This is a genomic window from Bacillus sp. FSL K6-3459, assembly GCF_038003305.1.
Lineage (GTDB): Bacteria > Bacillota > Bacilli > Bacillales > Bacillaceae > Bacillus > Bacillus pumilus_O.
Genome location: NZ_JBBOOW010000001.1, coordinates 1553420 through 1567130, shown reverse-complemented (window position 1 = coordinate 1567130; position 13711 = coordinate 1553420). Strand labels below are relative to the sequence as shown.

General features: G+C 40.6%; 16 protein-coding genes. All 16 read right to left on the bottom strand.

Annotated features, from left to right (window positions below; all coding sequences use genetic code 11):
• Positions 1 to 20: 20 nt before the first annotated feature.
• Entirely contained in the window at positions 21 to 812 is a 792-nt protein-coding gene (gene flgG / locus MHI35_RS07790; RefSeq protein WP_144521414.1) for a flagellar basal body rod protein FlgG, read from the bottom strand.
• Positions 813 to 829: 17 nt separating this feature from the next.
• Positions 830 to 1276, bottom strand: a complete 447-nt coding sequence (gene flgD, locus MHI35_RS07785) for a flagellar hook assembly protein FlgD (protein WP_003211424.1) — start codon at positions 1274 to 1276, stop codon at positions 830 to 832.
• Positions 1276 to 2601, bottom strand: coding sequence for a flagellar hook-length control protein FliK (gene fliK / locus MHI35_RS07780; protein WP_144521412.1), 1326 nt, complete (start codon positions 2599 to 2601; stop codon positions 1276 to 1278). The genes flgD and fliK overlap by 1 nt, the downstream gene beginning before the upstream one ends.
• A complete protein-coding gene (locus tag MHI35_RS07775; RefSeq protein ID WP_144521410.1) occupies positions 2602 to 3300 on the bottom strand; it encodes a MotE family protein in 699 nt (232 codons plus the stop codon). It lies immediately after the preceding gene.
• A gap of 12 nt (positions 3301 to 3312) precedes the next feature.
• Positions 3313 to 3756: a flagellar export protein FliJ gene (fliJ, locus tag MHI35_RS07770; protein ID WP_144521516.1), complete on the bottom strand. Its 444-nt coding sequence runs from the start codon at positions 3754 to 3756 to the stop codon at positions 3313 to 3315.
• An 8-nt stretch (positions 3757 to 3764) separates the two neighbouring features.
• Positions 3765 to 5081 (bottom strand): flagellar protein export ATPase FliI, encoded by a 1317-nt coding sequence (gene fliI, locus MHI35_RS07765; RefSeq protein ID WP_012009957.1) that lies wholly within the window; start codon positions 5079 to 5081, stop codon positions 3765 to 3767.
• Positions 5078 to 5842 carry a flagellar assembly protein FliH gene (fliH, locus tag MHI35_RS07760; protein ID WP_211063840.1) on the bottom strand — a complete coding sequence of 255 codons (765 nt, stop codon included), beginning with the start codon at positions 5840 to 5842 and terminating at the stop codon, positions 5078 to 5080. The genes fliI and fliH overlap by 4 nt, the downstream gene beginning before the upstream one ends.
• On the bottom strand, positions 5835 to 6851 hold the full coding sequence (fliG, locus tag MHI35_RS07755; protein ID WP_034317753.1) for a flagellar motor switch protein FliG: 1017 nt from the start codon (positions 6849 to 6851) through the stop codon (positions 5835 to 5837). Before fliG ends, fliH begins: the two co-directional genes overlap by 8 nt.
• Before the next feature lie 11 nt (positions 6852 to 6862).
• The gene (fliF, locus tag MHI35_RS07750) at positions 6863 to 8455 is read right to left on the bottom strand and encodes a flagellar basal-body MS-ring/collar protein FliF (RefSeq protein WP_144521406.1); all 1593 of its coding nucleotides are present in this window, start codon (positions 8453 to 8455) and stop codon (positions 6863 to 6865) included.
• 49 nt (positions 8456 to 8504) lie between these two features.
• Positions 8505 to 8822 (bottom strand): flagellar hook-basal body complex protein FliE, encoded by a 318-nt coding sequence (fliE, locus tag MHI35_RS07745; RefSeq protein ID WP_003212183.1) that lies wholly within the window; start codon positions 8820 to 8822, stop codon positions 8505 to 8507.
• An 11-nt stretch (positions 8823 to 8833) separates the two neighbouring features.
• A complete protein-coding gene (gene flgC, locus MHI35_RS07740) occupies positions 8834 to 9286 on the bottom strand; it encodes a flagellar basal body rod protein FlgC (protein ID WP_012009953.1) in 453 nt (150 codons plus the stop codon).
• Positions 9286 to 9675 carry a flagellar basal body rod protein FlgB gene (flgB, locus tag MHI35_RS07735; protein ID WP_012009952.1) on the bottom strand — a complete coding sequence of 130 codons (390 nt, stop codon included), beginning with the start codon at positions 9673 to 9675 and terminating at the stop codon, positions 9286 to 9288. Before flgB ends, flgC begins: the two co-directional genes overlap by 1 nt.
• A gap of 286 nt (positions 9676 to 9961) precedes the next feature.
• Complete coding sequence (gene codY, locus MHI35_RS07730; RefSeq protein WP_144521404.1) at positions 9962 to 10741, bottom strand: GTP-sensing pleiotropic transcriptional regulator CodY; 780 nt, start codon at positions 10739 to 10741, stop codon at positions 9962 to 9964.
• Positions 10742 to 10775: 34 nt separating this feature from the next.
• Positions 10776 to 12176 (bottom strand): HslU--HslV peptidase ATPase subunit, encoded by a 1401-nt coding sequence (gene hslU / locus MHI35_RS07725; RefSeq protein WP_012009950.1) that lies wholly within the window; start codon positions 12174 to 12176, stop codon positions 10776 to 10778.
• A 16-nt stretch (positions 12177 to 12192) separates the two neighbouring features.
• Positions 12193 to 12738 carry an ATP-dependent protease subunit HslV gene (hslV, locus tag MHI35_RS07720; RefSeq protein WP_144521402.1) on the bottom strand — a complete coding sequence of 182 codons (546 nt, stop codon included), beginning with the start codon at positions 12736 to 12738 and terminating at the stop codon, positions 12193 to 12195.
• A gap of 14 nt (positions 12739 to 12752) precedes the next feature.
• Entirely contained in the window at positions 12753 to 13670 is a 918-nt protein-coding gene (gene xerC / locus MHI35_RS07715) for a tyrosine recombinase XerC (RefSeq protein WP_144521400.1), read from the bottom strand.
• Positions 13671 to 13711 lie beyond the last annotated feature (41 nt).

Below are 13711 nucleotides of genomic sequence, written 5' to 3'. Positions count from 1 at the left end.
TCTTCCGCTCCCCCTACCTCCTATCGTTTCAGATTCACAAGCTCTTGCAGGATTTCATCAGATGTTGTGATCGTCTTTGCATTCGATTGGAATCCACGCTGCGCGATAATCATTTCGGTAAATTCGTCTGTTAAATCAACGTTTGACATTTCAAGTCGACCTGTTTGGACGACGCCCGTTCCTTGTTCACCAGGTACGATAGGGTTACTTGGTGCACCTGAGCTTAACGTTTGGCGGTAAAGGTTGTCACCAACTTTGTCTAACCCACCTGCGTTACGGAAAGATACCAGTGATACTTGACCAACGGTTCTTGATACATTGTTTTCAACAACCGAAATCGTTCCATCTGGACCAACGCTTACACTTGAAACACCCTCTGGAATCGTTATTTTTTGTCCATTCATTCCAAGCAGATAGTTTCCATCAGGAGTGACTAAACTTCCTTCTGAATCAGGTTTAAAATTCCCAGTTCTTGTATAAAGAACTTCTCCTTGATTTTGAATACGGAAAAATCCATCTCCATTGATGTAGAAGTCGTAAGGTTCATTTGTATTTTGAGAAGCTCCCGCTGACATGATTTTATCAATAGAAGATAAAGATGATCCTAAACCAATTTGTTTTGAATTGATTGAACCAGAGTTGTTCGTTGGTCCACCAGAACTTCCAATGGTTTGGCTGACCATATCTTTAAAAGTGATACGGCTTTTTTTGTATCCGTGTGTATTGACGTTGGCTACGTTATTGGCTACAACATCTAATTTTGATTGAAAGTTTTTCATTCCGCTAATTCCTGAGTAAAGTGAGCGTAACATTTATTTTCCTCCTCGAATTACTTCGTTTTTTCTCCAACTGCTGTAACATCCCAAGGGCTGATTTTCGTTCCATCTTCTAAATACAGGAAATATTCATTGTTTATGTTTTTAACAGACTTTACAGTGCCTGATATGTCTTTATCATCCAATTTGCCAGAAACCTCTTTGCCAATCCAGCCTACATACGTCGTAAACGGATCTTGGTGAGCAACAAATGTAGACATGAGCTGATTCAGCTTGGTGATAGAATCGTTCATATTGGTTTGCTGTTCTAAAGATGAAAATGTTGCGAGCTGTGTGACAAACTCACGGTCATCTAGTGGGTTTGTCGGATCTTGGTTTTGAAGCTGCGTGAGCAATATTTTCAAGAATTGATCTTTACCGAGCGTATCTGTTTTCTTTTCTGCTTTTGAAGAAGTGTCTGTTTGTGCGACTGTTCTATTCGTAGCATCAACTGTTGCCATTAGATTTCCTCCTCTTCTTCATCTGACCCAACAAGAGCATCCAGTACATCTTGGAATTCTGCTTCCTGTTCATCAGGATTCTGGAAATTCTGCCCTTTTGACTGTTGCTGCTTGTTTTCTTCGTTAAATTGTCCAAATAACGGCTGTTCATTTGATTGAAGCGGTATATGGAAACGGTCCACTTGAACCGACATATTCGGAAGCGCCTGTTTGAGCTGCGGCAGGTGATGCTCTAGCAGCTCTTTTGCTGCTTGTGTCGAAGCAGTAATCTTACTTGCATACATGCCATTTTGCTTTGTCAGCTGAATCGTGATAAATCCGAGATTTTCTGGATTTAATCGAACTGTAAAGCGTCCGCTTGAGTTACCAAATGGCGTGAATTTCATTTGCTTCCACGTATTTAGAATTTGCTGATCAACCGTTCCTGGCTTTTCATCACTTGTTTGTGTCTGCTGAACAGGAGCTGCTGATTGCAGTTGAAAAAACTGCTTATGACCAGGCAACAGCGTATGAGTGATCGTTTTTTCAGAAGCAGGTGCAGCAGTGCTTTGTCCTTTGACCACTTCCTTTTTGATGAGCCATTCAAGAGAGGCAGCCCCTTTTGCAGGAGTAGCGAGAGTAGATTCTTGTCTTGGAGAGACCAATTCTTTTAACTCTCCTAAAGCAATCTTCAACTCTTTGTCTGACCCTTTTGCATTGGCCATCATATGGTCGATTAACTGATTAAAGTGTTTCAGCTCACTTTGAGACATCGAATTCAGCTTTGGTGCTGAACCCTGCTGTGAGAAAAACTGCTCTTTTACTTGCTGAATCAGTTTCTCATCTACCCCATTTTTTGAAAGAAAGTGGATGAAATCTTGACCCTTTGCTTCAATATCCTGCACTGTCTTTGCATCAAAGCTGAGCGGCTGTTGATTGAGCAGTTGGTATAAGAAAAAGTGGACTTGAATGAGCTGCTCACTATGTTCAGAAGCTGGCTTATCAGCTTGTTCACCGTAAATGGCTGATTCCATTTTTTGAAATAACTCTTCTAGTGACTTGAGATCAGACGAATCAAGCGTTTGACCTTGAAGTGTTTGAAGGGCGCTAAGAAGGTCTCCGTTGATGCCTTCTTCAGGCGATTGCATCCATTTTTCAATGATTTGCATCGCATCATTAATAGAAAGAGTGGCACCCGCTGTCTCAGCATTCACAAGGCCGCTTTGTGCTCCTGCCCCGCTAAGTAATTGTTTAAACAACCCGCTTGCAGAGGCCATCCCGCTCCCCTTTGGTCCCGCGAGACCTTGAGACGATTGCTGTAAGGCTCCAATATCCAATAGCTTCACTTATTGTCCACCCCCATTTTCACTTTCTTTTTTAGAAAGCTCTTTCGTAAACGTAGCTGCCTTCTGAGGTGTTAGTTTCGCTAATATGTCTGTTAGTTTATTTTTGCTCAGCTCTTCGAGGATCTTCAATGCCTCTTTATCATTTAATTCTGATAAAATTTTGGCGGATTTCCCTGCGTCCATGCTTTCATAGATACTAACAATCTTACCTTTAGGTTTCTGGTTAGCGGCTGCTGCCCCATCAGAAGTTGTCCCTGATGCATTATTACTTGATGTATCGCTTGATGAGCTGTTATTTGATGAACTGTCACTCGAAGACGTATTATTTGCATCATTTTCAGATGTTTTTTCAAGCGAACTGATTTTTTGATTCAGTCTTTTAATCTCTTCATCACTTGTTTTTAAGTCTTTTTGCGCAATTTCAAGCTCATTTTTTTGCTCTTTAATGGTCTTTTTCAGTTCCTTCAATTCTGCATCGTTTTGATTATTATGTGAAGATGACGTTTTTGACGTGTCATCTGAACCAACCAAACTACTGACGCCCGGAATATTTTGGAGCGGTTTCTTTAGATCAAAACCTGCCATAGAAAGGATTGTGCCAGTCACTAACACAAGCACAATCAATGGGATGATGACAATAAACAAGATCCATTGAAATTTACCGCCGCTTGATTCTTTCGTTTTTTCCTTCTTAGGCATTCATCTCGACTCCTAATGTCCTTGAAACATGAATTGGCTGATAGAGATATCATCCATTTCTTTCATTTCAATGGCCTTATGTTCAAGGGAAAACTTTTCATACTGCTTTTCTTTCATTTTTTCAAACTTTTTAAACTCAATGTTTTTTTCAGTTAAATCAGATTGTTTTTCGTTCATTTGATGGCGCTTCATGATCACAAGCTGCTGATAATGCTGAATGGTGTTATCTAAATTGGTCACAAATTGCTGAAAATGACGCATTTCTTGAACACTCATACCACTTCTCAGCTTTTCTTCTTTGCTTTTTTCCATTAATTCTTTCTTACTCATATTTTCATAGAGCTTTTCAGCGACTTGCTCAAATGCCAAAACGGATTGTTGGTACGCTGCGAGTGACTTGTCTTTTTCACTTTCTTTCAGTTCTAAGAGCTTTTGAAATTTGTATTGATATCTCACTGTTTTCGTCAATCCTCTCTATTCATCAAACCGAGCAATACATTCACACTGTCTTCAATAGATACAGCCTCTTCTACATCCTGCTTCAAAAATGAAATCAGATGGGGGTAAGCCTGCATGGCATCATCAATGTCTTTCGAGGAGCCTTTTTTATATGCTCCAATGTTAATGAGGTCTTCAGCGTTTTGATAAGTGGATAAAAGCTGGCGGAACCGGTTGGCCGCCTCCTTGTGATCATGACTTGCAATATTGCTCATAACACGGCTGATACTTTTCAGAATATTGACAGCGGGAAATTGTCCTTTGTTGGCTAAAGCACGATCAAGTACAATGTGGCCATCTAAGATTCCTCTAACTGTATCAGCGATTGGCTCATTCATATCGTCACCATCAACAAGCACTGTGTAAAACGCTGTGATGGAACCAAGCTGATTCGTTCCAGTTCGTTCAAGTAATTTTGGCAGTATAGCGAACACTGAAGGCGTATATCCTTTTGTCGTTGGTGGTTCGCCAGTTGCAAGACCAATTTCTCTTTGTGCCATAGCGACCCGTGTAACAGAGTCCATCATGAACATGACATTTTTTCCTCTGTCTCTAAAATATTCTGCAATAGCTGTTGCTGTATAAGCAGCCTTCATTCTCGTCAGTGCAGGCTGGTCAGAAGTTGCGACGACAACAATCGATCGCTTTAGTCCTTCGGTACCTAAATCCTTTTCAATAAACTCACGAACTTCCCGGCCACGCTCTCCAACAAGGGCAATCACATTTAGGTCTGCTTCTGTCTGCTTAGCAATCATCCCCATTAAGGTACTTTTTCCAACACCACTCCCGGCAAAAATCCCGATTCTCTGACCAGTGCCGACTGTAAGCAAACTGTCGATCACTCTGACACCAACGCCCATTTTTTCACGAATAGGTGGTCTGTCCATCGGATTTGGTGGAGACTGATCTGTCGAAACAGGTGCAAGTCCCTTTGGAAGCATACTGCCGTCCAGCGGTTCACCGAAAGCATCAACAACTTCGCCAATTAATCCAGTCCCAACTTTGACCTTCAGCGACTCACCTGTCGCTTCAACTAGACTTCCTGGTGAAATATTGGATGCTTCTACATAAGGCATGAGCAGAATATGTTCATCTCTAAACCCTACAACCTCTGCTTTTATCGGATCGTGCTTACGCCCCTTTTTATGAATGAGACACACGTCTCCGATAGAACTTTCAGGCCCCTTAGATTCAATCATCAGTCCAACTACTCGATTGACTTTGCCAAATCGTTTATAAGGATCGGCGGTTTCAATCGTTTCTTTTAACACATCGATGTTCATTTGTGATCACCTGAATCAATGACTTCAAGTAGCTTTTCTTTCAACTGATTCATTTGTGTATCAACACTCGCTTCCACTTTTCCAAAGCTTGTTTCTACGTAACAAGTCCCTTTTGGCGCTTTTTCATCCGAGTAAATGGCAAGGTGTGTATCCTTTTGAAGGATTCTGATTAATTCGTCTTTATACTCCATCACGTGATCGTAATGTTCAGGGTCCACATAGATGGAAATATCGTCATATTCTTTCACTTCAGAAATGACCTGCTTCACGAGAGCCAAAAATTGATCTTTCGTGTCCTCAGCCGAATACCAAACGCGTTTAGCGAGTTCAAAAGCCAGTTCCACAATTTTTTCTGCGGAGCTTTCAATTTTTTCTTCGTAATCCTGCTTGGCAAGACTGACAATGTCATTTGCTTGATCAAGAATTGATCGATACTGACTCATCGCATCTGCTTCACCCTTTTGGAAGCCATCTTCGTAACCAGTTTGTTTCGCTTCTTCAATGAGCTGCATTCTTTCTTCTTCAAAATCAGCGCGACGCTGATTGATTTCAGCCATTGTTTTTTCAAGTTCATTATTTGCTTGTTCTACTATACGGCTTGCTTGATCTTCAGCATCACTTAGTACAAGCTGCGATGCTTCTGTTTCATTGATAAGCTCTTCTTCATGATGTTCTTTTTTGAACTCCACTTGCTGCAAAGGAATCGTTTGCCGGCCTTGTTCAGGAGTAACAGATGTTTCATGTTTGATAATCCTAGACAATGATATCGTCTCCTCCGCCTCGAGCTATGACGATTTCTCCAGCTTCCTCGAGTCGTCTTACGATGCTGACAATACGGGTTTGTGCTTCCTCGACATCTCTAAGCCGGACAGGTCCCATAAACTCCATTTCTTCTTTGAACGTTTCGACCATTCTCTGCGACATGTTGCGGAAAACAATTTCTTTGACCTCTTCGCTTGCCACTTTGAGTGCGAGCAATAAGTCATCATTTTCAACATCTCTGATCACGCGCTGAATTGCTCTGCTGTCAAGAGTGACAATATCTTCAAAGACAAACATACGTTTCTTAATTTCATCAGCAAGCTCAGGATCTTGAATTTCAAGTGTGTCTAAAATGGTCTTCTCGGTCGCTCGGTCTACACCATTTAGTACTTCTACAACCGCTTCGACTCCGCCCGTTTGCGTATAATCTTGCGTAAAGGTTGAAGAAAGCTTTTGCTCAAGAATGCGTTCCACTTCATTGATGATCTCTGGAGATGTGCGGTCCATTAAAGCAATACGTCTCGCAACCTCTGTTTGTACATCCTCGCCTAATTCAGATAATATCTGTCCTGCTTGGACTGGATCTAAGTAGGATAGGATGAGCGCAATGGTTTGTGGATGCTCATGCTGGATAAAGTTTAAGATTTGTTCTGGATCCGCCTTTCGAGCAAAATCAAACGGTTTCACTTGAAGCGAGGATGTTAATCGGTTTAAGATGCTGTCCGCTTTGTCCTCACCAAGTGCTTTTTCAAGTACTTGTCTTGCATACATAAGACCGCCTTGTGATATGTAGTCCTGCGCGATGGCGATGCTGTGAAACTCTTCGATGACTTCATCTTTTTTAGCAGTATCTACACTTCGTACATTGGAAATTTCCAGTGTTAATTTTTCTATTTCGTCTTCAGACAGATGTTTGTATACAGATGCTGACACGTCTAGCCCTAAGGAAATCATTAGGATTGCTGCTTTTTGTCTGCCTGTTAGTCGATTTGGATCTTTTCTCGACATGTGTATTCCTCCTAATCCTCGGACAGCCAGCTGCGTAGCAATTTAGCAAAGTCTTCTGGTTTATCTTTTGCCATTTTCTCAAGCTGATTTTTCCTCACCATTTCCTCTGTTTCTGGTTCAGTGTCAATATCAGGAACATGGAGTGGTGTACGTTCATCAAACTCAAACTCTTCTTCCTCTTCTTTTCTGCGTCTACGCACAAGAAGAATAATAAGAGCGATAATTGCAAGTAGTAGCACACCGCCTACAATATAAACCCAGATTGGAATATTGTTTGATGGGTTTTCTGCTGCAGTTTGCTGTTTACCGTCTAATTTTGATACAGATAAAACAATTTTGTTATCTAGGTCTGCTTGAGTGAGCGCTTGACCATTTGTGTATTCTTTATCAATTGACGTGCTAATGATCGTTGAAAGAATCTTTTTAATATCATCTTGCCTTTCAGCTGTTAAAGAGTTCACATCGTTTGCCGTTGGTGGTTCGACCAATGCTTGAATGCCAACATCTCTAATTTTATAAGGGCTCTCTTTGATATCTTTATGAATGCGGTTGACTTCATAGTTGATACGATCTTCGCTCTTTTCGTAATTTCCGCTACCATTCGCTCCATCGGCGCCTTGATAGTTTGTGACATCATCATCGCCTGTTCCAGCGGTTCCACCAGCTGCTGCACCATTTCCTGAATAAGTTTCAGCAATCTTTTCAGCACTGACAGCGATGCCTTGCATGTTTTCTTTATCAACTGGTTCTACAAGGTCTTCTTTTCTTTTCTCTTCAGTAAAATCAATGTCTGTCGTGACCGATACAGCGACTTTTTCTTGACCCATCATTGTTCCGAGCAGCTGTTGAATTTTTCTTTGAAGGTTCTTTTCAATTTCTTCTTTTTTCTGCTGCTGTGCATCCATTCCACTTGCATAGGAATCGGAACTGCTGTTTAAGTCATAGTAGTTGGAATCTTGGTCCATAATGACAATGTTTTCTGTCTTTAAATTCGGTACACTTTTTGAAATAAGATGATAAAGGCCTTTTACTTGCTGCGGCGAGAGCGTGTAGCCACGTTCAACTTGCAGCACAATAGATGCTGATGCATTACTTTGCTCTTCTCCAACAAAAACGGAATCTTTTGGCAAGTTAATCATAACTTTTGAATCTTTAATTCCATCAATCGTGTTGATCAGATTGGACAGTTCTGTCTGAGTTGCGTCTACTTTCAGAACATCAAATTCATTATCTGTTAAACCGAAGCCGGAATTGTTCGCAAAGAAGGAATAATCAATCTTCCCTGTCTTGGGAAGGCCTTGAGATGCGAGTGTTACTTTTAAAGAGTCTGCCTGCTTTTCTGGAACGAGAATCGTTGTTCCATTGTTTGCAAGTTCCGATTTAATTTTTTTGCCATCCAGTTCCTGTTTGATTTGTCCTGCTTCTGACTCAGACAAATCTTTAAACAATGGAACCATTTTTTCAGAAGAAGCAAAGATGCTAACAACCGTAATAATGATTGCTAGGGCAGCAACGCCACCAATCATGAGTGTTTTTTGTAATTTTGATCGATTTCGCCAAAACTCAACTGTTTTTGTTCTTAATTGCATTAAAGTACGATTCATCTTAACCCCCGGTCATTCCATTCAGTCTTTTTTTGTCCGTCAGCACCTCCTACATCTGCATTCTCATAATCTCTTGGTACGCTTCGACTGCTTTATTTCGAAACTCCGTTGCAGCTGTGAGTGTCACACTCGCTTTTTGCGAGGCAATCATGACTTCATCGAGATTGACATCTTTTCCTTGTGCAAGTGCATTTGTATACTGGTCTGATTTTAGCTGTGATTGATTCAATGCCTCAATGGAATTCTTCAGCACATCAGAGAAATTCGTTTGACTTTTAGGTGCAGCCGCATGAACAGACGATGCATTAGTCAATTCACTTGCTTGCTGAGCAGCTTGAAGCTGGAAAGGAGATATTGCGTTAACCAATTCTTTTCACCTTACTTTCCTATTTCTAAAGCTTTCATCAACATGCTTTTATTCGCATTTAGTGCGGTCACGTTTGCTTCATATGACCTTGAGCTGCTGATGAGGTCAACCATTTCCTTTAATGGATCAACATTAGGTGTTTGAACATATCCATTTTCATTGGCATCGGGATTTGTAGGATCATATTGAAGGTTGAATGGAGTTTCGTCTTCTGTAATCTTCGTTGCTTTCACGCCGTTTCCTAATTTACCGCTCGAATTCATGCTTGAGTTTAATATAGATGAAAACGATTCACCTGACGGCTGTAATGTGACGAGCTTACGTCTATAAGGCTCCCAGTTGCCATCAACCTGTTTCGCTCTTGTTGTATCCATATTTGCAAGGTTAGAGGATACAACGTCCATTCTGAGCCTCTGTGCTGTTAGTGCAGAGGCTGAAGCGTTAACGCCTGAAAAAATTGACATCACTTACCTCCTGTCAAAACTGTTTTAAGAGAATTGAATTTTCCACTCATTCTTTCAACCAACGCATTATACTGAATTTGGTTTTTAGCGAGTTCACTCATCTCTTGATCAATATCGACATTATTTCCGTTTTCTTGATATGAAGTACGGTTGCTCGAAACAACTGAATAATTAGACCCTGTTTTAGAAAAATCAATGTGACCTTGGTATGTTTTTTTAGCATCTAACTTGATCGACGCATCGTTTAGCATATCATGAAATGCGACGTTTTTCGACTTGTAGTTCGGTGTGTCTATATTCGCGATATTATTGCTTATGACTTTTTGCTTAACATTCGCTCTGCCCAAGGCATTTTCAAGGTTGCTTATCGTTCCAGAAAATATATCCAAAACCATATACCTCCAATCATATGTATTTCATTCCATTTAATCATGTCGAGATTTGTAAAACCATATGTTCATTGTAAGAAATAATAGGATTAAAGTCTATGATGTATATGTAAAAAAAACTCGTAATATATATCTATTTTACGAATAGGTATAAAGACCTAGATTCAAAGAACTAAGAATTGTAAGGGTTTTCTTGGAAAAAAGAGTGTCATTTTTCGGACAAATCCTCTTTTTTTATAAAAAAAAACCCTTTTCAGCTTGTATTTCTGCTGAAAAGGGGTTTTGATTAATGAGATTTTAAATTTTCAAGTTCGATTAAAAATTTGTTGTTTAACACTTTGATATATGTTCCCTTCATTCCAAGAGAGCGTGATTCGATGACGCCAGCACTTTCTAACTTACGTAAGGCGTTCACGATCACTGAACGAGTAATTCCTACACGGTCAGCAATTTTACTTGCCACTAGAAGCCCTTCGTTGCCATCAAGCTCTTCAAAGATGTGTTCAATGGCTTCAAGCTCACTATATGATAGAGAACTAATTGCCATTTGGACAACAGCTTTACTTCTTGCTTCTTCTTCGATTTCCTCTGCTTTCTCACGAAGGATCTCCATTCCAACAACTGTTGCTCCGTATTCAGCAAGAATTAAATCATCGTCTTTAAATGTATCTTGCAAACGAGACAGGATTAACGTTCCTAAACGATCTCCTCCGCCGATAATTGGAACAACGGTTGTCAAACCTGATTCAAATAAATCACGGTTCTCAATCGGAAAAGCTGTATACTCACTGTTAATGTCAAGATTTGAAGATGTTTCAGGGATGTTGAATAGACTCTTTGTATATTCTTCAGGGAACTGACGATCTTCAAGCATTTTCTTCATACGCGGATTTTCAATCTGCTGGTTGATCGAGTAGCCTAGAAGCTTCCCTCTTCTGCTTAATACGAAAATGTTTGAATCAATGACATCTCTCAATGTTTCTGCCATTTCCTTAAAATTAACTGGTTTCCCCGCTGCATCTTGCAGCATTGAGTTAATAATCCTTGTTTTTTGTAGTAACGCCATATTAATGATCCTCCTAGATTACTTTATTCATTTGTTAAAGTATAAATTGACTTAAGTCTTTGTTATTTGCAATCTTTCCTAGCTTCTCTTCTACATACTGAGGGGTAATGGTCACTGTCCCTAGTGTAATATCAGGCGCCTCAAATGAAAGCTCTTCAAGCAGCTTTTCAAGTATGGTATGAAGCCTTCTTGCACCGATGTTATCTGTCTCCTGATTGACATGATAAGCCACTTCGGCAATCTTATGAATAGCATCGTCAGAAAATTCAAGAGATATACCTTCTGTTTCAAGTAAAGCTTTATATTGCTTTAATAATGCATTATCTGGTTCCGTTAAGATTTTCACAAAGTCTTCGATACTTAATTTATCTAATTCTACACGAATTGGGAAGCGTCCTTGAAGCTCTGGAATCAAATCTGATGGTTTTGCCATATGAAATGCCCCTGCTGCTACAAAAAGCACATGGTCTGTTTTCACTGCCCCATATTTCGTCATCACAGTTGAACCTTCCACAATCGGTAAAATATCACGTTGCACCCCTTCACGAGACACATCTGCAGATGATGCACCACCGCTTTTGGCGATTTTGTCAATTTCGTCGATAAAAATAATCCCTTGCTGCTCTGCTTTATAGACAGCTTCTTGACTAACTTCATCCATGTCAATCAGTTTGGAAGCTTCCTCAGCTGTTAACGCCTTTCTTGCTTCTCTGACGGTCAGCTTTCTGCGTTTTTTCTTTTTCGGCATGAGATTGCCGAGCGCATCCTGCATGTTCATGCCCATTTGCTCCATACCCGAGCCCTGAAGCATATCAAACATGGATGGCTGCTGCTCTTCGACTTCGATCGTCACGTAATGATCTTCAAGTTCGCCCATAGCCAGCTGATGAGCGATTCGTTTTCTTGTCGATTCAAGTTCAACTTCTTCACTTGACTGATCTCGATCACGGTCATCTTCATCAGAACCACCAAACAGCATCTCAAAAGGATTTTTCACAGACTGGCTTTTTTTCTTGCCTGGAACAAGTAAATGAACAAGACGTTTATTTGCTTGTTTTTCTGCTTCTTCTTGCACATCTTTCATCTTGTCTTCTTTGACAATTCTGATCGCTGTCTCAACTAGATCTCTGACCATCGATTCTACATCACGGCCAACGTAACCAACTTCAGTAAACTTCGTCGCTTCCACTTTAATAAAAGGCGCACCAGAAATTTTTGCAATTCTGCGGGCAATCTCTGTTTTCCCCACACCTGTTGGGCCGATCATTAAAATGTTTTTCGGAACGACTTCATCCTTTAGCTTATCATGTAAAAGGCTTCTTCTGTAACGGTTTCTTAAAGCCACCGCCACTGCTTTTTTAGCATCAAGCTGACCAATAATGTATTGATCAAGCTTTTCAACTATCTCTCTTGGGGTAAACGGCTTTTTCTCCATACGTCTCATGTCCTTTCTATTCAAGCTCTTCTAAAGTGATTTGATCGTTCGTGTAGACACAGATTTCTCCAGCGGTTTCAAGAGCAGCCTTTGCAATATCTCTTGCTGTGAGGTGATCACCTGCATGTGTTTTGAGTGCTCTCCCGGCGCTAAGCGCATAATTGCCGCCTGAGCCGATGGCCAAAATGCCGTCATCTGGTTCGATGACCTCTCCTGTCCCAGAGACAAGTAGGATGGTGTCTTTGTTCATAACGATCAGCATGGCCTCAAGCTGCCTCAGCATCTTGTCACTACGCCATTCTTTTGCTAGTTCTACGGCTGCCCGCTTTAAGTTACCACCATATTCTTCAAGCTTCGTTTCAAACTTTTCAAAGAGTGTAAATGCATCTGCTACTGAACCTGCAAAACCTGCAAGCACCTTGCCTCCGAAAAGACGGCGCACTTTTTTTGCCGTGTGTTTCATCACGACAGCCTGCCCGAAAGTGACTTGACCGTCTCCAGCCATCGCACTTTTTCCTTTATGTTGAACGGCAAAGATGGTTGTTGCATGAAATGATGACATGAAAAAACCTCCTTTTAGGATCGTTTAAAAGCCCTTGGGTGATGAGACATGTACGTCTTCTTTAAAGAATCCTTTGATACATGCGTGTACACCTGAGTTGATGATAAATTCGAATGACCAAGAAGTTCTTGAACACTTCTCAAATCCGCTCCCTCATTTAAGAGGTGAGTGGCAAAGGTGTGCCTTAACATGTGAGGATGGATATGTAATGTGCCTGACGCCTTTTTCATTAGTTCAGTGAGAATGAATCGAACGCCTCTGTCTGTAAGAGGCGCCCCGCGCTGATTCAAAAATACATACGCATCAGCACGATCTTTCCCCTTCGCTTTCAGCTTCAGCCTTCCATCCTCTAAATAAGTGATGAGCGCTTCATGTGCATAGGAACCAAAAGGTACATACCGCTGCTTGCTGCCTTTCCCATGAACAAGCACTGTATCCATCGATAAATCAAGATCAGATTCTTTTAATGAACATAACTCACTGACCCTCATACCTGTTGCATAAAGAAGTTCTAAAATCGCTTGGTTTCTTTGCCCAAGCGGTGTGCTGGCATCAGAAACTGTAAAAAGCTCTTTCAGTTCCTCTTCATACAAAAATGAAGGAATTCGCTTATCCTGCTTTGGTAAGCTCACGAGTAAAAAAGGATTTTCTCTCACAAGCTGTTCTCTTAATAGAAATTTATAAAAGCTGCGAAGCGCAGAGACTTTCTTACTAATCGTTCTTCTTGTCAGGCCTTTTTCATAAGCTTCTGTTAAATAAATTCTCGTATCTTGATAGGATACCTCTTCAAAACCGTCTATTCCTTGAACGTTCATAAATCTGACAAACTCTTCAATCGCTTCTGTATATCCTGAGATGGTTAAAGCAGAATAATTTTTTTCAATTTGCAGATATTCAATGAATAAGTGAACAAGACGCTGTTTATTCGTCATTTTTACACCTCTTTAAGGCTTTTAAATGGTATCACATATCT

Excerpts from the sequence above, each read along its gene's own strand:
- flgG (WP_144521414.1), bottom strand. The coding sequence starts at position 812 with ATGTTACGCTCACTTTACTCAGGAATTAGCGGAATGAAAAACTTTCAA.
- flgD (WP_003211424.1), bottom strand. The coding sequence starts at position 1,276 with ATGGCAACAGTTGATGCTACGAATAGAACAGTCGCACAAACAGACACT.
- MHI35_RS07775 (WP_144521410.1), bottom strand. The coding sequence starts at position 3,300 with ATGCCTAAGAAGGAAAAAACGAAAGAATCAAGCGGCGGTAAATTTCAA.
- fliI (WP_012009957.1), bottom strand. The coding sequence starts at position 5,081 with ATGAACATCGATGTGTTAAAAGAAACGATTGAAACCGCCGATCCTTAT.
- fliG (WP_034317753.1), bottom strand. The coding sequence starts at position 6,851 with ATGTCGAGAAAAGATCCAAATCGACTAACAGGCAGACAAAAAGCAGCA.
- fliF (WP_144521406.1), bottom strand. The coding sequence starts at position 8,455 with ATGAATCGTACTTTAATGCAATTAAGAACAAAAACAGTTGAGTTTTGG.
- flgC (WP_012009953.1), bottom strand. The coding sequence starts at position 9,286 with ATGTCAATTTTTTCAGGCGTTAACGCTTCAGCCTCTGCACTAACAGCA.
- codY (WP_144521404.1), bottom strand. The coding sequence starts at position 10,741 with ATGGCGTTACTACAAAAAACAAGGATTATTAACTCAATGCTGCAAGAT.
- hslU (WP_012009950.1), bottom strand. The coding sequence starts at position 12,176 with ATGGAGAAAAAGCCGTTTACCCCAAGAGAGATAGTTGAAAAGCTTGAT.
- hslV (WP_144521402.1), bottom strand. The coding sequence starts at position 12,738 with ATGTCATCATTTCATGCAACAACCATCTTTGCCGTTCAACATAAAGGA.
- xerC (WP_144521400.1), bottom strand. The coding sequence starts at position 13,670 with ATGACGAATAAACAGCGTCTTGTTCACTTATTCATTGAATATCTGCAA.